Source organism: Ruminococcus callidus ATCC 27760 (genome assembly GCF_000468015.1).
Lineage (GTDB): Bacteria > Bacillota > Clostridia > Oscillospirales > Ruminococcaceae > Ruminococcus_C > Ruminococcus_C callidus.
The window spans coordinates 66206-87535 of the sequence record NZ_KI260389.1; the positions used below are offsets into that span (position 1 = coordinate 66206).

The 21330-nt window shown below is 37.6% G+C and carries 17 protein-coding genes; all 17 read right to left on the reverse strand.

Annotated features, from left to right (window positions below):
• Positions 1–978 (reverse strand): Rossmann-fold NAD(P)-binding domain-containing protein, encoded by a 978-nt coding sequence (locus RUMCAL_RS06885; protein ID WP_156902461.1) that lies wholly within the window; start codon positions 976–978, stop codon positions 1–3.
• A gap of 16 nt (positions 979–994) precedes the next feature.
• Positions 995–2404 carry a serine-rich family protein gene (locus tag RUMCAL_RS15460; protein WP_021681944.1) on the reverse strand — a complete coding sequence of 470 codons (1410 nt, stop codon included), beginning with the start codon at positions 2402–2404 and terminating at the stop codon, positions 995–997.
• Positions 2405–2418: 14 nt separating this feature from the next.
• Entirely contained in the window at positions 2419–2649 is a 231-nt protein-coding gene (locus tag RUMCAL_RS06900; RefSeq protein ID WP_156902462.1) for a hypothetical protein, read from the reverse strand.
• Positions 2650–2743: 94 nt separating this feature from the next.
• On the reverse strand, positions 2744–3952 hold the full coding sequence (locus RUMCAL_RS15940; RefSeq protein WP_021681946.1) for a phage tail protein: 1209 nt from the start codon (positions 3950–3952) through the stop codon (positions 2744–2746).
• A gap of 16 nt (positions 3953–3968) precedes the next feature.
• Complete coding sequence (locus RUMCAL_RS06910) at positions 3969–6005, reverse strand: hypothetical protein (protein ID WP_021681947.1); 2037 nt, start codon at positions 6003–6005, stop codon at positions 3969–3971.
• Positions 5995–6393 carry a GPW/gp25 family protein gene (locus RUMCAL_RS06915; protein ID WP_040647364.1) on the reverse strand — a complete coding sequence of 133 codons (399 nt, stop codon included), beginning with the start codon at positions 6391–6393 and terminating at the stop codon, positions 5995–5997. Before RUMCAL_RS06915 ends, RUMCAL_RS06910 begins: the two co-directional genes overlap by 11 nt.
• Before the next feature lie 5 nt (positions 6394–6398).
• Positions 6399–6698 (reverse strand): hypothetical protein, encoded by a 300-nt coding sequence (locus RUMCAL_RS06920; protein WP_040647366.1) that lies wholly within the window; start codon positions 6696–6698, stop codon positions 6399–6401.
• On the reverse strand, positions 6695–8860 hold the full coding sequence (locus RUMCAL_RS06925) for a phage tail tip lysozyme (protein WP_084194369.1): 2166 nt from the start codon (positions 8858–8860) through the stop codon (positions 6695–6697). Before RUMCAL_RS06925 ends, RUMCAL_RS06920 begins: the two co-directional genes overlap by 4 nt.
• Before the next feature lie 11 nt (positions 8861–8871).
• A complete protein-coding gene (locus RUMCAL_RS14575; protein WP_084194370.1) occupies positions 8872–10038 on the reverse strand; it encodes a peptidoglycan recognition protein family protein in 1167 nt (388 codons plus the stop codon).
• Between the two features lie 2 nt (positions 10039–10040).
• On the reverse strand, positions 10041–10580 hold the full coding sequence (locus tag RUMCAL_RS06935; RefSeq protein ID WP_040647368.1) for a M23 family metallopeptidase: 540 nt from the start codon (positions 10578–10580) through the stop codon (positions 10041–10043).
• 8 nt (positions 10581–10588) lie between these two features.
• Positions 10589–12046, reverse strand: a complete 1458-nt coding sequence (locus tag RUMCAL_RS06940; protein WP_156902464.1) for a hypothetical protein — start codon at positions 12044–12046, stop codon at positions 10589–10591.
• Positions 12047–12175: 129 nt separating this feature from the next.
• Positions 12176–12523 carry a type II toxin-antitoxin system mRNA interferase toxin, RelE/StbE family gene (locus tag RUMCAL_RS06945; protein ID WP_084194371.1) on the reverse strand — a complete coding sequence of 116 codons (348 nt, stop codon included), beginning with the start codon at positions 12521–12523 and terminating at the stop codon, positions 12176–12178.
• Positions 12524–12706, reverse strand: coding sequence for a hypothetical protein (locus tag RUMCAL_RS06950; RefSeq protein ID WP_040647370.1), 183 nt, complete (start codon positions 12704–12706; stop codon positions 12524–12526).
• A gap of 101 nt (positions 12707–12807) precedes the next feature.
• Positions 12808–13263 carry a hypothetical protein gene (locus RUMCAL_RS06955; protein ID WP_021681955.1) on the reverse strand — a complete coding sequence of 152 codons (456 nt, stop codon included), beginning with the start codon at positions 13261–13263 and terminating at the stop codon, positions 12808–12810.
• The gene (locus RUMCAL_RS06960; RefSeq protein ID WP_156902466.1) at positions 13260–14297 is read right to left on the reverse strand and encodes a hypothetical protein; all 1038 of its coding nucleotides are present in this window, start codon (positions 14295–14297) and stop codon (positions 13260–13262) included. The genes RUMCAL_RS06955 and RUMCAL_RS06960 overlap by 4 nt, the downstream gene beginning before the upstream one ends.
• Before the next feature lie 564 nt (positions 14298–14861).
• Positions 14862–17705 carry a hypothetical protein gene (locus tag RUMCAL_RS06965; RefSeq protein ID WP_040647373.1) on the reverse strand — a complete coding sequence of 948 codons (2844 nt, stop codon included), beginning with the start codon at positions 17703–17705 and terminating at the stop codon, positions 14862–14864.
• A 46-nt stretch (positions 17706–17751) separates the two neighbouring features.
• Positions 17752–21318: a hypothetical protein gene (locus RUMCAL_RS06970; protein ID WP_021681959.1), complete on the reverse strand. Its 3567-nt coding sequence runs from the start codon at positions 21316–21318 to the stop codon at positions 17752–17754.
• Between the last annotated feature and the right edge of the window lie 12 nt (positions 21319–21330).

Consider the following 21330-nt stretch of genomic DNA (forward strand, 5'->3'; position numbering starts at 1 on the left):
TTAGAATTGATGCTTGCATGGTGTTCCGTTTAGATACTCATCGAAACAGTCATCAATTTCTTGATTTGTAATACTAGTTATCTGGTCAGAACTCGCAGTCAATTGTTTGATTGCTCCGATTTGAATTTTCCACACAACTTGTACAACTTGATTGATTCCGACTTTCAGAATTTCATGTTTCAAAATATTTCGATTCTTCTGAGCTTGCTCTTCTGTTACTGTGTTGTTTGCAACCATATCCCAGTTTATTTCATCTGGCGGTGCAATACGGTATCCTGCAAGCAATCCATTGTTTTTGCTATATCCTGACGGACTTTCTGGATTCATACTCAGCAAATCTCGTTTTGACCATAATCCGGCTTCCGTAATAAACACATAGTCTTTTCCGGGTTCTCTGAACTGTGCAAGTGCTCCTGTAGAGATCATTGCACTGAAAATGACATCCACTGTTTCTGGCAGCTCTGCTTTTATTTCAGGAATAACCGTTCGATATGATATTTCAGCCCTAGGAAATGTTGGAGATACAAGTTCGCATCGGATAGTTTTCGGTGATTCATCTTGTGCGGTATCTCTGTCTGCAAATGCTGGTCCTATTCCTAGATAAGTTCGATTGTTATTCTGATTTGCATCATAGCCATCTGCCCCGAATCCCGGAACCTGATTCATATAGTCATCAAATCGCTGCGGTTCTTCTCCGTCAATCTCTCCGATTCCAGCAGGCAATCCATCTGCATCCTCTTCTTGATTGATAAGCCCCATTGTTCCCAGGGAAATATATCTTGGAACATACTTATTCAGCATATGAGTTCCTTGATTTAAGACTCCATCGCCTTTCAGAAAGCTTGCAATTCCAGTCAGAAGTGTGTTGGTTGCTTGATTGTGCCCTGTATGAGTAGACACTACTTTGTTTGTTGCTAGATCAATTACTCGAAATGATACATTATGTCTTACGCCCATATCCTTACTTGCTAATAACAATGTGTATCACCTCGATTTAAGATGTTAATGCAGCTACTTTTTCTTCTAGTGCTGTAATCCTGTTTAGTAAATCTAAGACATCTACTCCGGTTTCTGAATTGTTGACGTAGATTTTTCCATAGTTGTCTACAGAAAACGCATTTGATCTATTACCATCTGTACCATTACCAATTACAAATATATGTGTAGATAGTTTGTTATGAATACCTTGTACATGCTGATATTCTGATGTAGCAATACAACCATACCCTTCAACATGTGTAAATCCTGCTTCTGCTCTGCATGACGCTCCCTCAACATGACATGCTGTAAAATTATTTTCTGGCTTAGGATTTTCATCAGTTGGAGAAATACCAGCAACGCATGACATACCTTCAACATGTGAGTTAGAAACATAGCATATACAGTTATAACCTTCAACATGACATCCAATTCCGATAGCTTTTGAACTTTGACCTTCAGAATGCGAAAAATTTCCAGTTGAAGTAGAACCATATCCCTCAGAGTGTGTGTAATCACCTTTGGATCTCGAACCACGTCCCTCTGAATGAGAAGATTCACCAATTGCATATGTTTCATTACCCTCGGCATGTGAATTCGCACCCTCAGCATGAGTTGTTTTTCCCTCAGCATGAGCAGCGGAACCCGTTGCACCAGTAGTGAGACCTTCTGAGTGTGCACCGTTTCCACCAGACGCTTGTGTTGTAAACCCCTCAGCGTGATTATAATTTGTTTGGATCGGAACTTCGCCTAATGATGTCGATGGTGAAACTCCGGCAATACAAGCATTTCCCTCGGCATGATCACATAACCCATATGCAATACTGCTGGATCCCTCTGCGTGAGAGCTTGCACCAATTGACTTAGAACCTGCACCTTCTGCATGAGATTGTGCACCGCTAGATACTGACTCCCAACCTTCTGCATGAGCTGCCGCTCCACTGGATTTAGACCCATATCCCTCAGCATGAGAATTTCCACCATTCGATACAGTTAATAGACCCTCAGCATGAGAATTTTCACCATTAGCCCGTGTACTTTGACCTTCTGAATGTGAACATTCCCCATTTGTTTCTGTTGCAAAACCCTCTGCATGTGATGCACGCTTTATAGCACGAGAATTTAATCCCTCAGCGTGTGATCCGACATCAAGCGACTGTGATCCTACACCTTCTGCATGTGATCCTACACCAGCAGCAAGAGTTCCGTTATTTTCGGAATGAGCGTGATATCCAATCGCACGAGTTCCATAACCTTCTGCATGAGAGTATGTACCAGATGCAACACATTTGTTATTACCTACGTAGCTGTTGAAAATTTCAGCACCTTCAACACCTTCTACCCGTAGTCCGCACCGTTGATTATATAGATTGACTGTTGTATTGACCAGATAATGAAGTCCTGTTAAATCTAAATATTTTCGCACTTACCACACCACCATTACGGAATTTCACATGTTCTTGATTCTTCATCATGTACCACGGTTTCTGTAACTCGGTAAGAATCATACCCATAAATACCAAGTTTGTATGTGGTTGAAGTATCGTCTGGTGATGTGTATATACGTCTATGAAGATTTGGATTTGTAAATCCATTATCATCTTTTACCTGCTCTGTTGTTGTCGCAGGTTTTGCAGGACCTTGTCCCATTGGAGTTACTGTATCTGACATATCACACTCACCACCTTTATTCACCTTGTATAAAAGGTTTTGAATGTGAACAAATACAAAAAGACCGATAGTTTTACGCTATCGGTCTGTGTTTTTAGGTATGAGTAATATTTCCGTCTTTGTCTACTTTTGTGTAAGATGAATTAGAATCGTTTAGAGAAATTGCATCGCCCATTTGAGACATTACTGGATTTACCGCAGGTCTGGGATTCAAAATATCTGTAGATCTGTCTGGATCTAATGTCATGACATCATATACACCAGAATCCTGTTTATGTGTCTGAGACTCATCGTAATCTCGATCATACCTCAGATTCCATGGCTTAGATTCTGTATATGGATTATAGGATGTCTGACTTACTACGCCATTCTCATTTCTAGTTCTAGTTAAATAGTCATCTGGGAATGTTGTACTTACATCTTGTGGTTCATATCCAATACTGAATATTGGATCAGATACCAAGGATTTTACAATTTCCTCATTATTACTGATCTGCATAGAATACAGTGCCCGATATGCAGGATTTATAGTATCTTGTGACTTTGTACCACTTTCGTATGTACCATCACCGTTTGCTCTATCCTCGTAATCGCTATTCCTAGACCATACATTGTGTTTCTTATGAGAAATATCCACTTTTGTACCATCAGAATCCAGTGTCTTTTGTAATCTAGCATAATCTTCTCTGCGATAATGTCCAACTTGCACTGGACCAAATGACATTCCAATGTCATTTACATTTGTAAGTCGCGCATCAATTCCAATTTTTGTTCTAGCGTCATATCTTACACCTGCATGCTGGAATAAAAACATCCCAACTGGTCTTGCATATTCGATACAAGCATCCAAGGGCTTTTTATCTGCGAAGTAGACCACGTCAATATATCCGTCAGCAGTATGTGGTGTGACATACACAGTATTTACTGGGATAGAAACATCCTCTAGTCGGTTGTTCAGTATGTCATTTTCTTTTGCAGCATCTTCAATACGAAATTGTGCAAGATTCAACTCAGCAGCAAGTGTCACACCATCTTTGCTGCCACGATTCTTGATAACTGACATAAAATACAGCAAAACAAGTCGATTAAACGCTGTATTCAATCGATCATCGAATTTATATCCCATAGTATCTGCAAGCATCCACAACAAATCTTCTGGGCATTTCAGCGGATCATATAAATCCATGAAATTTTCAATATCATACTGAATTTTTGAGAGTGATGCTGTAAACCAATCTATAAAAAATCGAAAGTCGGCACTAGATTTATAGATTTCTGGAAGTGATACTGATTTTATATTCATAATGTATCACCACCAATCATTCTAGTATCCAATCCGGAGCAATTCGTAAGTTGTTTCTGGATTCTCCGATATTTGCACCTAAATCCTGATACCGTGCAAATGAAATTGGATTAAAATACTCAATATCGTAAGTATCAATATGTTCTTGTGCACCAACTTTAGATAGTTCTCCCCAGTTTATCACAGGAAATTTAAGATTTCCGGCATCAAAGTATCGAATGTTAGAATCTGCACTCTCAATAATCTCAACAACTTCCATTACCGTCGGCTTTTGTCCTAGTTTTCGATTTGCAGGAGAAAAATACAGAGCGAGTTTTTCTTTGACATTTGCAATGATCGTTTTTGCTTTATCCTTATCGACTGTAGTCTTAGGATAAATTTCACCAACAACATACCACGGGAAAACACGAACAAATCCAAATTGCAGCTCTACAGACATTGCTTGCAATGGTCTATAATCATCTATTACACTGTTTATGATATTCATAGGCGGCTGATACCCGATAAACGCATAATCATAATCATTACTAGATGATGCATACTTCACTGTGCTTATCGTATTCTTCTTTACTGGTGTATAAGTTGTATCCGTATACTCGGATTCATTGAAATCATTATAGATTGCAAAGCACATCGCTGTGTATCTTTGAAAATTTGTAGAAAATACAAATCGATTTGGATCTGTTGGATCAAAACCAATGTCCAGAATATTATCCCACTTAAACTGTGTATAGGTATCAGATGATTCTGGGAAATCATGATAAGTGATATACATTTTACTCTTTTGAGCATCTGTCAAATTTGTGTTTTTGTAAATTGCAAGATTTATCTCTAATGCCTTTTGACAATCAAGTACAGTTCCGCAGTCAATTCCGGCTTCTCGTGTCAAAAAACGTGTAAAATCTGGAAGTGTGATCAAACTATCCCATGTATTGATATAATTTCGGCTATTTCGATATGCTTCTTTTGCAGTTTCTGGGCTTTTTCCAGTTACCGTATAAGTGTGTGGCATTTCAGATGTATTTGCAAGGTTTGATACAGAAATATCACCAGATTCTGTTGTGTACTTTGCATTATCACACGCATTTGGTTTTGCGGGCTGGAAATTGGATAGTACATTTGCATTGACACATCCGATTGCACCAGAGCATTCAATCCAGTAAATTACAAGATAGTTGTTAGAGTAATTCTCCAGTTGGTTGATATAATTTGAAATCTGTAACTGTGCATTGCTGTAATTATCGTAGGTAACTGCAAACATCGGTTCTGGTTCAATAAATTCAGACGGAGAACTTACCTGAACCCACTGGGTATCTAAATAAGTATCATGCAAGCTTGCCTTTGCTTTTACCCATACAGCAGTTGTATCAATGTGTTGAGATGGCAGCTTAATAACACAGTTATTCTTTTTTATTTCTTCTACAGACTTTGCAACAGACCGCAGAGAACCTTCTACCGCTACACGGGTGCAGGTTTTACCTGGTGCAAGGTGAACAATATCGGTATCTGCAAACACATTTGTACCATCTGCAATAATCTGGCGCTTACTTCTAGTTTCTGCAGCACCATAAGTATTTGTCATTGGCAAGATATTGTATGTAATAACTCTGGACTGATTTGTGATGTCTGTATAGGCATTGACTGTACAGAAATTTCCACCATTAAATCCAAAGTCTAGAGTAATTGAATTCTCCGTGTTGTTTGTAAATGTTACCTCTGTTCTGGCAGCTGTATACCATCCAAGCGTATATCCCATTAGACTGAATAATTTTTCGGCATTTTTCCGTTGGGATACAGATGGTGCAAATACCTCATTTGCAAGCCAATCTGTATTTACACCAAGCATATCTGCAACACTGGCTAAAAAGATACCAAGTACAACACCAGGATCAGAGATTGCATCCGGATTCCACTTTGTAGAATCACTTGCGTCATATACACTTGGATTCCACAGTTCTGTAAGTTTAGGAACTAGATCCCAGAAGTCTTTCATAATTGAATCAAAATCTCTGGATGTGTATTTTACCATTCCAGAAGGTGCATTACTCGCCATCTATTGTTACCTCCACATCATCGCCTAATACGGTTTGTATTCCAACTGTCAACTTCAATGTATTAAAATCTTGAACTGTAGTATCTTCATTTTCTCCAGTAACCAAAAGTCCATCTGCAAAAGATGTATTAGCTGCATTACAGTCTGGTTCAAATGTACGAAACTGATTCTTGATCTTATCTTTCAAAATTGCTTTTGTATTTTCAGTGTTATACTGAAATAAATATTGCTTTAATCCGACACCGAATGTCGGATAGTTGTACAATTCTGTTGGTTCTGTCAGCATAAGAAGTCTGCATCGGTTTGCGATAGCGTCCTTATTTGTTAAAACACCAACTTTATTCCTTGATACATCAAATAAGTTTGGAAATGACAAAGAAGAAATCATAAAAATCACTCCCCAAAATTCACTGCACCAGATTGATAACTGCCACCTGTAAGTCCGATAACAATAAAATCACTATTTCCTTTATCCAAAGATGCAATAGCAACTACTTCACCCTCTTGTGGCAAATGTGGTAAAAGGATAGAACTAATCCAAGGCAGATCTTCATCATAGACATAATTTCGCACTTGTTTTCCACCATAATCTCGCATATTATATGGTCCATGTACAGACGGAATACGCACCTTTATCTTCAATGTTCCGTCACCTGTATACTGATACTCTTTGGCATATCCATATGTTATCATTTCATCCATGCACCTCGATTGATGATTCGTGCAACAGTTTTACCTTTCCATCCTGTCAGATCTCGTGGATATGCACTTCCAGTTGTATCGGTATTGGGATTACCTACAGCTTCCCACTCTACGACATTAACATGCCCATTTGATCCATGACCATATGCTGCATACCCAGTAGATCCGTTCTCATTAGCTTTTGCATCCGCCATAATTGCATTAAAATATGTACCATCATTCAGTACTACTGTCATCATATCTCCAACTTTTCCGAATATCGGCTTTACGGCGATCAAATAATTTCCGTTGATTATTGCTATATTTCTATCACTAGGTCTCCCCATGCTGCCCCATATTTGAGCAAGCTTATATTGGTCAGTACGCTTATTCCATCTTGTATAGAAATACGAGTAATTTGTATAAATGTCAGATATACCAGACTGTCCGACGTATGACGGTATAACAATCTCTGTACCACCTGCTGTAGGAATTCCAGATTGAAGCGGAATTTTAGAGTTTCCTAAACTTACAGTACCAGAGGAAACTTGTTGTACAACCAACTGACTAAATAATTCAGACGCTTTTGCTTTTCTAGGTGGTGAAGTTTTTTCATAACTACCAGGTTTTTCAAACTGCCGTACAAAATAATCAGCAGCATCTTGTGCCCCACTGTCATTGTTCGTGACAGATTGCAAATGCTGTAACACCTTAGAAAATCCATTAGAGAGTTCATACCATAGATAATCTAACTGACCTGTAAGATTGTTCATCCAATTCGATCCGGCTGCACTAATCATAGCAGTTTTTCGACTACCTAGCCATTGACATATTCCAGATGCACCACTGCTCTTATTGACAGCATCTGTTCTGTAGGAACTTTCATAATAGATATTACCGCATATACCACAAGATGCAGCAGCATTTAATCCTTTTCCAAGTAGATATTCAATAATTGCTTTTGCATTTGTGTCGGTTATTCCATCAATAATCACATTTGCAGGATTAGCCATATCAGAATAACCGGAGTACATAGAGTTTAATTTATCTGTATAGTTAATAGCTGATAATCGTATTCCGGATTGAGCTGTGCTAAACTTGTCATTCGTGATATATGCAATTTCACGAATCGTCGCATCTCGCCTAGTTGTTTTCGTTGTAAACAGTGATCCATAGCCGGATAACCCATAGCTTGCTAAGTCGCTCACAGATGCACCTACAAGTGACCAGTTTGGCCTAAAGTATCCGACAATTGAAGTATTTGTATAATCATACTCATGATTTGCAATTACACTAGTATATCTATTATATGTCTTTGTATTACCTTCAATTGTCATGATCTTATCGCCATTCAATTCAGATACGACACCGACATGGGAACATTCATATTTTCCAGTCTTATTGAAGTTAAACAGGATAAAGTCGCCTACTTGTGGTTTTACAGCATTTCCGTTTCTAGGTCCATCAATAAATACGCTGTTACACTTATGTTCTCTTCCATATTGACATAGTGTTGTACACGAATAGGTTGTTGGAATAATAACATCCAGTAGACCACCTACTGTCTTTGCACATGCCATTAAAAATGCACAGCACCATTCCCCTTCCCATCCTAATGTTGTCCACACCCAATTTCCGTGTTCTCCCATATGAGAATTGGCTACTTGGAAGAATTGTGATAATTTACTCGTAGTAACTGTAGGCATTGCAGTTCCAGTATCAGATACTGTAGCAGAATTATAGATAAATCCTTGAAAATGATAATTATTGCTCCATGTATATGCTGGTGGTTTCAATGTTTGCTGATAAAATCTCCTACCACCATATGCACTATTGGACGTTACAATTGAACCATCTGAATTGATTTGTTCTACAATAGCAACATGCCCTGCATCTCCTGGTCTGCTCCAGCACACGACTGCACCTAATCTCGGTGAGGCACCCCTTTGATAGCCGTCAGCAGTATTCCCATACCACAGTCCAGCATTATGCGTAGATAAATTACATGATGTTTTGCCCATGATTTCCATGAATCTGCCATAAGCATATCCAACACAATTTGGAAGTACACTGCCGCCGCTAATATTGATACATTGATTATATCCGCCGCTAGACGGTCTCAACCAATATTTATCTGCTGTAGATGGTGCATTTAATCTAGGAGTAAATGCCATAACCTCACCACTCAATCATAACCAGTCATGAAAAATTCTGGATTTAAAACACACTCAAATTCAGAAACATCTGATACATGAGAATCTAGCCATAAAAGCCAATCTTCTGATCGCTCTTTCCAGTCTATCAGTTTTAATTTTTCCAGTGTACAATATAGACCAATTTTATTTTTCAGACCCAGCATGAAAAGTCGCTTTTTGCATCGGTCTATAATGTCATTATTCATAGATTTTGAATTTTGAAATCCTATTTTAATCCACACGCCCATTGTTGGGTTATATTTTTGCACACATAGTTGCAATTCATCCAGTTCTCTGTTTACCTCTGATACCGTTTTAGAACGTATTTCAGTGTATAATGAAAATGGAAGATTTGCAGAAACTGCGGATTTTATATGTGCATCTAAATTTTGAGATCTATATGTACTGTTCTGTATATGAACAGAATCAAAATAGGTTCCTGAGTTTATCGCTACACCTACAACACCAAGATCTTTTAGTTTCGCACCGTCGAATGATTTCACAGATGGAGATATTGTTGCAATATATGGCGTAAATGACGTATAATCAATCATTGACGCAATATCTGTAGTTGTTCCTAAAAACGCATCTCCAGCAGAGGTTGATTCAGATGTTTCTGGATTTGTCAAAAATGAGGATATTTTTTTCTTTTTCAGTCGCTCATTGACTTGCTTTGCAATATCTGAAAACTTAGCAGCAAGATAATCACCTGGACACTCTTTATTGGAAAACCATCTGTGCATCGTCAAATTGCCGGACTTATTACCAGTATAATTCAATGCAGGAATATTATTTCGTCTACAAATATCTTCACAAAGATTAAGCAATGCAGAGTAGGCGGCATCAGAAATAGGCCATGGATACTTAGCCACAGTGTTAGAAACTTCTATTGTAACTGCTACGTTATCATTCTCTTGACTAGATGATGTCCATGCTCTATACTTTTCTGGAATATACAGTCCAATCTTTCCGTTATCATCTATACCATAGTTCCAGCTTACTTCTCTCGATGAATCGTGCATAGTTCTGGACAATCCATCTAGCGTAACAGATCCTGCTGCAATGTGTATAGTTATTTTGGAAATTGACTTTGTACGCTCATTGAAATTAGTAGAACTATTGTCAATATATGACGCTAAATTTGAATTACCAGCCACAGTTAATCACCATTTCGATTATTTGAAAACTCATCAGCCATAGCTCCAGTCAAAGGATAAGCCGCATCGTAATAATAGTTGGCTTGATGTACCTGAGACCAATCATTTGCATTCAGGATAATATCACCAGATAAAAGCGGTTCTGGATCGTGTTTATAATAAGTTATAGTTCCAATATGGACAGGCCAAATTGATGACTCAGTTGTAACATACTCGAAATGCACATACTTATAAGCAACTCCAATGAATGATCCGACAAATAGTGTTTCGCCGGATTTTACATAAACACCCATCAAATGACCATATCGAAGAGAAACATGACCGCTATACTGAACTGTAACAACAGAGTGACCATCTTCATCTTTTCCAATTTGTGTTACAACTCCAGACTGGAATCCATACACATCGTGTGTTTGTATATCTAATCCAGTATGCAAAGTTTTGTAAGTACTATACAACTTTGATTGTCTATTTGAAATCCAGGGAACTAATATTTTGACAGATGATTTTGTTATAGGTGAATAGGAATACTCTTTATACATGAAATCACCTACTGAGTTGACATGTGCTCAAAATTCGGATATAGATCTCCGAATTTGACCATGTATGGAGTAATGATATTATTTGTCGTATCGTAAGAACTTCGATTATAGTTACTACTTCCTGAAACAAATATTCCTTGTGCCGCAGCTGTCTGATTTGCATTACTGATAACTAACCGCTGTAGTTTCAGCGTAGTCACAAATAAATTGCTCACATTATGAGTTACAGATACGATGTTATAAATACCTGTAATTGGTGATAGTGTACCACCAGAATATACAATCAAGGAAACTGGTTGAGCCACAGTATATGACTTCACACTACCTGGAATCTGAACCGTGAAATCTCCGCTAAACTGAGATGCTAATGCGTTTACGTCATTGATAATACTAGCGGACTGAAACACATCAGAAAGAGAACTGCTCCAACTGTTTACAACCTGAGCATCTTGTGTAATAGTATTACCACTACCATCTACAGCAAATCCAACTTGTCTGAAATTCATATCAGACATATTATATGCTACACCATCATAGCTGCCGCTGATTGATAAAACATTTGCATTTTCTGTACCATACTCCAGTACGTCATTATTCTGTGACGACATAATATTAGCATTTGATTTATAATGGATAATTCCAGGACGAGTCATTGTCGGCTCATCTACCCAATAACTAAATGATGCACACTGTGGTGTTGTATCTACATTACTACGTCTTAAATAATCTGAAACATGGTCTGTTGCATTATTTACAACCTGACTTAATTTACGGACTCCGTGGAAGCCATAAATCAATCCTGCGGCATTTTGTGCAGAACTATATGTTTTAGATAGTGGAAGCAGTCCTGGAAATTCTGAATATTCGTCATCTGCTGAAAATTCACCGCGAACATACTTATTAAAGCTAGTTGTAATAGGTCCATGATTTACAAGAGTTGGTGTGTCATTTCGATCTATATCAAGTTCATAGTAAGATGTAGCCTTAACAGATTCTGCTAGTGCTACAACAATTGCAGACGGCTGTACAAATCCGCTCACCGCAGGAATACGCAATACAGGCATACTGGTTTGCACTGCAAGCGACGCATATCCTGTGATTTTATAGTTCATGTATACTCCAGTAGTGCTTACCGAAAACTTAATTGTAAAACCTTGATAGGATAAGCATTCTGCAACATTCCCAAATTCATCTAGCCACCCAAAGATAAATGATACTGGAATACCACTGGAATCTGGATACTGAGCTGCAGACTGTGCTGCACTATACAGTAGTGCTTCAAATGCCGCAATATTCATTTTTCGTGAGGCATCTCCACCAACTATGCAATTCAGTGTCCATGATGTCATAGACTGTATTTCACTATTGCTTAATTCCAAAGATGCAAATGGAGATGGCATTTCTAATCCAAAATCTGTAATACTTACACCTGCTAATGTAAAATTACAAAATGGTTGTTTTTTCAAGATGCACACCTCCATAACAAACAAAAAAAATAGCGATAGCTCTTATAAAGAGCTATCGCTATTATTTAAGGTTATGAAGTCAATGCATGATTAGTTTTGATGCAAACACCTCACAATGTTGTATCTTACTCACACCCAAATGATTTCCATGTTGTCTGGTTCATAAGCACCAAAGCAGTCTTTATGTGTACCAGTATCATACATAGTTACAATTGTATCTTCAAATTTAACGTGATTTCCTGATATTTGATATATTACAACCCAATCGCTGCATCGATTTCCTAGATGTAATTCTTGAAACCCTTTCAATGATCCAGATAGATTATGAACCTTATATTTTACAATTTCCCCATCTGTAAATGATCTAGTTGACAAAATAGTTTCTATATCATCAAGCAATTTCATATTACAACCACGTTTCTTACAACGTTTTCTCCCACGAATATATCGATTGCTTAATTGTAGTATACGTGACAATTAATCAGCCCCTACTTGTTTCAAAAATTTTCTATACTCTTCCAATGATGTAAACGAGTAATATGTGTCGAGCGAATCAGATTCAATATCATAAGTTTCAGAATTTACATCAACTGACTCTGCCGTTAATATTTTGTCAAGATTATTAGGTTCGTATGGTTGTCGTTTTACATAACGTTTCATACAATCACCTCCAAAAGTTCTACAGTTTCTACTCTTATTCTATCGTTGTCTATCCAAAAAGTCAATGTACAAAATGCACAAATATAAACTTGTAAATCCGGTTATTCTGTACCAAGATTCATCTGCATTGCTGAAATTGGTGCAAGCAATTCTCCGTTATTGAACAGTGCTGCAATATTCTTCAATATGCGTAATCTTTGACCTTCATGAACAGTATATCCATCTTCAATATCATTAAAATAAGAGATTACCCAGCTGTATTGAGGTGAACCGAAGAATCTATTTGAAATAAGATCTAACCTATTTTCTTCAGATAGTGGCACATCATAATATTCAAATTTTGCATTAGATGTCACTGTATTTTGTGTTTCCAATGTAATGAATCGAGTCGATTCGTTTGGATCATGCACTATTTGACGCAAACCACGATATCTGCTGATATTATCAAAATCTCGACAAACCGTATACTGAATACCATGGTAATCTATTTCCTGATAAGGTGTTAGTGTATCATAATATATTGGTTTGATATACTTTTTTGAGCATAATGAACTCATGAGATCAACCCCTTATTCATAACTGTATTATAGCTCAATGGTTCTGACGCTACCTCTGTGATAGTTAAGTCTAGTTGACATACTAGATAAAACCCATCCTGTCCGATTGGACTGTCACTGTCCCATGAAACATCTACAGAAGTCATAACTCCGGTAATGTATGGCTTTCCTACAAGGTATAAAGTAACTGTTGAAGTTTGAACGGATGCACCCTTATAATCTGGATAGCAATTTGCCTCGCAGAACCGGATCAGCTCATTACATTTTCCATCAAGATGATTTCCGCTCCACATATCACGGTGCATCTTAAATGAAAATGTGTTAGACCTCGGACCTGAACTATGGTACACCTGCCATGGTTCATATTGGTATAAAATATCAGACATAGTTTCATAGTTGGCCTGTACACCATCTTTCAAACCATCTGGATATACAGGAAAATCCATAGACTTACCTGACAGTGAAGAATACAAAGATATTTTGCCCCAAGGGAGCTTAAACCACTGCATTGGATTATTTGTAGGTGTCGATGTTAGAATCTGAGAACCACGCTTACCATCATAACTATTGAATATAGATGGATCGATTTTATGGTCATATGTTTTCTCGTCATTCAGCATCATAAAAGACTTGTTGTAGATATCTTTTTTCACATGATCCTTGTTTCCTAGTACACCCACAACGCTCAACAGTCTTACAGTTTCTGGAATTTTCAGCATACCATAAAAACTTCCAGTCAATTTCAAAAATTTCCATTCAGTTTCATTGAGTAATGCAGCTGTTTCAAACACATCAGAATCACTAGTTAGTGTATTCAAAATTGATCCTTTTTCTTGGTATGTGACATTATCGCAGGAATCAATATTCAGAGTTTTATAAAAATCAAGAAGTGACTTACCGATATCATGCGATCTTGTTATATTATTCAGATTTAGAACGCTATCAATGTCTCTTGAACTAATAAGATTTGCTAATTCTACTAATGATGTTCCAACTGAATTCCCTGTCGGAAGATTTATTGGTAAATACTGCAAACGCATCACCTGCTTACGTCAAATTTGATGTTCTTAATCTAGCACTTTTTATAACATGTGGTTCTCCAAACATCGTCGGAGGTCTCAAATCAATACGTTTTCCATGATATGTAATGTATCGAGAGTCACCATTAAACGTAGGTCGTTTTCTAAGCCACTGATTACTCTCCTTGTAGCATAAAGTTGATGCAACGTCAGAAAAAGTATCTGATATATTATCGCACCCTAATAGCACTAGTAAATCATGAATATCCAACGGATCACTATTTACAGATATCACAGTACCCAACATGTAACTGTATACCCAGTCTGGAATTTCATACTGAGATTGGGTATGTGCGGATTCAAGATATTTATCAATGTGATATTGTATGGCTGTAACTAAAGACGTATATTCAATTTTAATAGATTCTGAAACGCATGGGTAGTTATCCGTAAAAAAGCTGTTTGAACTAGTGTTTAAGAACGCTGTGCACATTTCACGATCGCTGATCATATGATATGGATAATTTGGAAGATACCCCTCATTTACATATTTTATTTTTATGATATTATGAATATATATCATGATAAAGCACCACCTGAGAATATATGAAACTTTGACGGTTCCCATCCGTCGATAGAATCAGATGCGTCTGTTCCAGTTCCGGACAGAACTTGTGCATTATCTACATAAAATGCATCTACAAGGAATGTAATTGTACCGGAGATGGTTTTTGCAGTACCATCCGTAGAAACCTCATACTTTTGGCTTAATGCAGTGAAGCTTGTATTTTGTACCACCCATTTATCCGGTGACGCAATATGATAAGCAGATATAAATTGTCCAGTTACCTTTAATTGCTTTCTTAATAGTTTTTGAGGGTACATCAATGCACCACCCTGTGGAATAACATAAGAGTTACCAATGATGAATTTTCCCTCTTGCACGTTTGATGTAGAATCATTACGAACAAGCATAGAGCATCCAACAATTGTACCGTCACTACTAAATGTAAGGCTTTGTAAACCATACAGAAAATGATTATCATTTGGGGTGCTTGTATCGTAAAAATCTGTTCCAGACGAAATGGTTGGAGTATCGTACTCACGAACAGTCATATAGTCAACAGTCAATCTAGGATCAGTAGATTTACGCATAACATACCATAAACGCATATCCTCGATAGTATCCTGTGCAAGTCTATCCAGTATTGTATAGTCATAATATAAGCATGAACGATATAGATTCACATGTGGTGTACCGGAAATGGTATCAATTCTGATTCTCTCACAGTCCTCAATATTTATAGTAACATTAGAATCTGCTGATCCCAAAATCTGTAAATTTACATGAGTGTTAAACCTTGAATCAATTGCCCGAATAGTTAATGTTGTACTCTTAGATGCAATCTCCTCATCTGTGGCAGCAGACAGATGAATAATTACATTGATTTCGTTCGGTATACCGTCATTTTGAATGCGGTGCATTTGTGTGGCATCCGGAAACGCAACTCTGTAATTTACATACTCGTCTAACTGTGCTTGAATTTCTGAAATGGACAAACCGGATGATGTTTCAAAATCCTCTCCTAGTTGATATGCTAGTGTTCCAGATCTAAGTAAAGAATAATCTAGGATGCGAAGATGACCTTCATCATCACGAATGACATAACCTGCATCTGTAGCAGTGTCTGGTACGTTTAAAAATCCACCAATTCGATCTGTCTGAGCCAATGGAATTTCATCTGTAAGCCAAATCGGTGGATCTGTATAAGATTTTTTACCTGAAGTGTCAACAACATAGTAGTATCTATCAAACAGGGATAATCCTGATTCCTTATCAATTTTTTGGACACCGGTTGATTCGTCTATTACAGGTGTATCAATCGCAAAATAATCAACTCCGTATGCACCACGATATTCATTTTCGTCAAAATGGAAATATGCATTATATACAGATGCATCTGTTATATTTGGGGGATCTGACTGTGTTAAACTTTGAATTAAAACCCCCATCGGAGGTACCTGACCTCCGCCAACTGCAACTTCATCTGACGCTGTAGTTAAATTTTTAGTACTACCTATATATTTTACAGCTGATACAATACCAGGTATTACTACATACATAGAGGATGGAGGTTGTGTATACTCGGTATTAGATATATCAATTGTGTTATCCTCGCCAACAAGAATGTAATCACCAACATTCCATTTCTGATTTAAAGCTGGCAAATCTGCTCTATCATTCAAAACATCGACGTAGCATCGTTGCTTTCCAGATGTTAAATGATATAAGTCATTGATTTTCTGCGTGATAGATTTCACATGTTCTGTGTATGCTCGATCTACAGTACCAGGTGTGTTTGCTACAAAATCCGCTACTGGAAGCTTATACACTTTCAGCGGATACAATTGTGCTTCACCGCTAGATGTATGAATAGGATAGTCAATTTCTTTATGAGGTACAACCATTGCAACTTCATCTGTGGAAAGCGTATCAAATAGTGCTTCTGGGTACCGATTCATTAAATTTTTTACAGCATCAGATGAAGTTCCGGATTTTATAGCTAGTCCTTGATTAGCTGCATTATTCACAAACTCACTATCTGTCATAGGTGTTGGAGTTTTATCCCATACCATCATAGTATCTGTAGCGTCACACCATGTATCTTTTCCGGTGTCAGGATTTTTTCCTTTCCCAGCAAATACATAAAGCTTTTTGTAGTTTAAGCCGGATTTTCTCAAATAGTCGTCGGTCAGCATAGCATCTACATTTGAGATCCGACTTGCATCCATGACTGCACATTTCCTCGGATAATTTTGCCGAATATTTGTGACTATGCCATTAAAATAGTCGAATGTTGCAAGCAAGAGATGTGCAGTCACCTGTTCCTGTGCATCCGGAACTTCGCTTGGAGTTTTAAACGCAGTAGTTGGTAAAATAACAATCTGTACACCTTCATACAAATCAGCATATTGTGTGTCTTTAGATTCGGTAAGAATTGATCCGCTCATAGTAGCTTCAGTGCTATACATCACACGTAGACCTACGCTAAGATGCCCCGTCAACTCTGCGTCACCATTTACTCTGGCTTCTTCATTTGCAGAAACCAAATCTATTGTAATTGGTACAAGCGACTGAATAAAATGACCGTTGACTACAGCGGAACCTTCATTAATTTTTAAAATTGTAGATGATGTAGGTGTTTCATCTGCAAAGTACTTGGATGACGCATTCATCAAGCTTACGGCAAAATCAGACTCACCATGAACATATGAAGGACCAATCATATAGGACACATTAGAATCTGTAGCAACAGATTCTCTGGAGCGTAAGTTAAATTCTGTTACAAGTTGACCACCATTTGTAGTATTTGCACATGGGAAAATATTTGTTGTAGCAACTGGAAATTTGATAAAATCCAAAGATATCCCTCCTAGATAATATACCCATATATAAGGTCTTTTTACGTCATTTTAGGTTATTTATGCCTAATGCTAAAGCAGATAGGCTATTTGGTAGTGCAGAACTATCAGAGTTTGAAAATTCAGTCTGTAGTATAGCATTTACAATCTGCAAAATTTCTGCAAGCAATACGTTTGTCTGAACAGCAGGATCTAACAGATCTACACTATTTTTTGTTAACGCAGCAGCTAGAGCATATACAGCATCTCTCGATTTTGAATTTTCAGCAGATCTAACCTTATCCCAACTAGAACTATCATATCCCACTGCATTTCTGTATGCAGTGTGTTTAACGTAATACTCTGTCCAGCTTGTACAATAAGCATTAAAAGCTTTTTGATAGGCTTCAAATCGCCCTGCCTTGCCGCCATATGCAAGAAAATCTTCGTGAAACAGTATAAAATCATCATAAAAATCAGACTGTTTCTTATAACTGGTTTCCATCCATGAGTTACTAGTAGATAGCTGTGTGATATTATCTACCCAAAATTGATCCTCACGTTGCTCTCGTTCCTGTTTAATTCTGATACCTTCCTCTGCTTGAAATGCTTCAAATTGCCCCTGAACTGCCTCATTTGTAAGACCTACATCGGTTAGTGCATCAGATAAATTCGATATTCCAAATCTGGTTGCAGTTTTCGCCCAGTTTTCATAAGAAACATCCTTTCCAGAATTCTCTTCCAAGTAAGAACTCATTGTACCTAGAAACTTCTGCACTGCATTATTTGTTACTCGTGTTGGATTACTAGATTGAGATTCCCGTGATTTTAATGCAGATACACCTAAAACATCAGATCCTGTAATGGCAGAAGATATACCAGAGCTACTTTTGCCTACAGTCCCCCAATGATAGTTAGAAGATGGACTAGAATTAAATATAGATCCAATGGATGATAATGTAGCGTATGCCTGATTCATCCGATTTGTAAATCCTCTGGATGATGTTGCATCGTAAAAAGAATTCCATGGCGTGTAAGTATTTACAAGACTTTGCCGTATTTTTGATGTTGTCGAATATGCTGAAATTCCACCCATAAGACTGATAATGTCGTCTGTTACATTTAGGTTTTGACCAGTTGTTGTCAGCTGATAAGCTGCTGTAGCATTTCCGTTTCCAACTTTTCCAAGTTCAAGGAGTTGCTTTACATCTGCCCTTTGTGCGGAACTTTCAACTGCGGATCCAATCAAATTTGTAATTCCTGCTTTAATCTTTCCAAACATAGCAGCAGGATTTACAAGTATCATAATGTTTTCTACAGTATGACGAATTCCTTCCAGAAATTCAAGTGCAGACCCTTGCAACTCTACACCATATGTAGCATCCATCAAATCATTTGCAATTTGTTCATCCCACATATGTTCTTGAATAGATCTAGCGGCGGCGTTATCAAGTACATATGACAATCCTTCATCGAGCATGTACTCATTGATCTGCTGCATTTTTAACTGTTCTGCATTTGTGGTAGTTTGACCAGATGCAAGAAGATCCATATTATCCAGCAGTGCAGTGCTATTTGTATCCATAGATGATATAGCCTGAGCTAAGTAGGAAAAATCCACTCTTGCAAAAGCATCAGAAGACACGCCGAAAATACTAGAGAGTCCTTCTGCAACTTCCATATAAGCGTCTTCTGACATATTCTGACGTTTTCCTAATTCAGAAAACAGATTTGCAAACACCTTCTGTGGATCTTGCGCTAGTTGCTTCAGAAATTCAGTATTTGACGCATTGATTCCTGCTAGTGAACGTAGCGCCACAATCTCTGAGCTATTACCACCAGTCGCCGCCTTGTAAATAGCGTCAGTCATAGACTGTGCTAAATCTGGTGCAATTGCTCCTGTAATAGCAGAAACAGCAGTCATCACTGCGGAAATCTGAGTAGCATTTCCAGTTTTAGACGCTTGTGCAATCTGTACAGACTCTGTGAATAGATTCTCTGCGTCCTTTAAACCAGTTGTAAAACCACCTGCAACTTCGCGACTTGCATATAAAATATTATTTGCAAATCCTTCTAACTGTCGATTGGCCTCGTCGATAGCGTCAGATTGTGACTTGCCTTGTCGGATTGCATTTGCGGCAATAGAAGAATAAGTACTTGCATATGAAAAGAAATCTTGTGTCGGAATTGCGGCATTAAGCTTTGTTGCAATATACGCAAATTCTTCTGCAACTTTACCACTTAGTCCAGAATCCAACACCTTTGCAAGATTATCTGTAATAGAGCTTGCACTGACAACTTTTGTTAAACCCTCAGAACGCAGTCTATCTGCAAATGACGCAATCAAATCTTGTAAGTCATCTTTACTATATCCTTGTGTACCATTTATTTTTCTGAGATTAGTGTCCCACACATTATACATTTCTTCAGCAGCCTGCTTTAGAATGTCAAATGGGGCTTTAACCATTGTTTCTACGTCTGCTTTTAACCGATCTGTTTCAGTTTTAATTTGATTTTGTCTAGATGTAGCATATCTATCTGCGGTTTCTGATGCTTTCTTTATTAGTTTTGTAGTAGCTTCGATTGCAGGGGACAATGCCCACATAGCAGCTGTCACTGCAACCATCGCAGCACCTGCTACTACAGCAGCACCGGTTAATCCTCCTATTGCACCTATTGCCAATTCGGAAGATCCGACTAGTTCAGCACCGCTGGTACTCATCATACCTGTTAGAGCCTGAATAGTGGATGACACTTCTCCAGATTCACCAAATGCACTAGTAAACATGTTTGCAATACTGGATTTATCGCCCTTTGATATGAAATCTTTTATCGTACCCAAATCCGCTTCTTTGAACTTAGCTAGTGCATCTCCCCCAAGATTGCTTGAAATGATGTTTTTAATCTGTTCAGCGGGTTCCTCTGATATACCAGATGCAAGATTAGAAATATCAGACTGTTGTACTGTAACACTTTGTGCATGAATTACAATATTCTGTATGTCAGATACTACATTGCTTTTAGTAGATTTTCTAAATATAGAATCTCCGTCAGCTTGCTGAGATTGAGAACCTTTAGACTTCTCATTTTTAGCATTTGCAGATTGCTGGCTAGTGCCAAGTATAGTAGATCTTAAATTACTAACAAATTTAGATTTCGCGTCATCTAATTTACCAGTTAATTCTTTTCCAATCGCGGAACCCTTAAATGCAGACATCACAGTTTTTCCAAGTTCTGCACCAAGAGTTTTTGGAATATCACCTATTTCTACGCCTAACCCGTCTGCTAAATCTGAAAATACACTTTGAATTTGCTCCTTAAAATCAGAACCGATAAGTGCTTCAAAGATTGATTTCTTAAAAGCATCTGCAAAATCATTTGTAGCACCACGAGAAAATCCCTTTCCGGCTGATATATTTGATTTTGATTTATCTCGAAATGATCTACTACCAGATAAGGTATTGAATGCATTGGACTGTGAAGATTGCCCACTTGATTTCAAAATATCTTTTACAGTTTTGTCAATAGATTCAAGTATATATAATTCTTTAACTTCAAAATTGCTGAAGTTCTTGGAATTTGACTGATCGCTGCCATTAATCTCAGAAATTATGTCATTATTATTTGTAGGCATAAAACCACCACC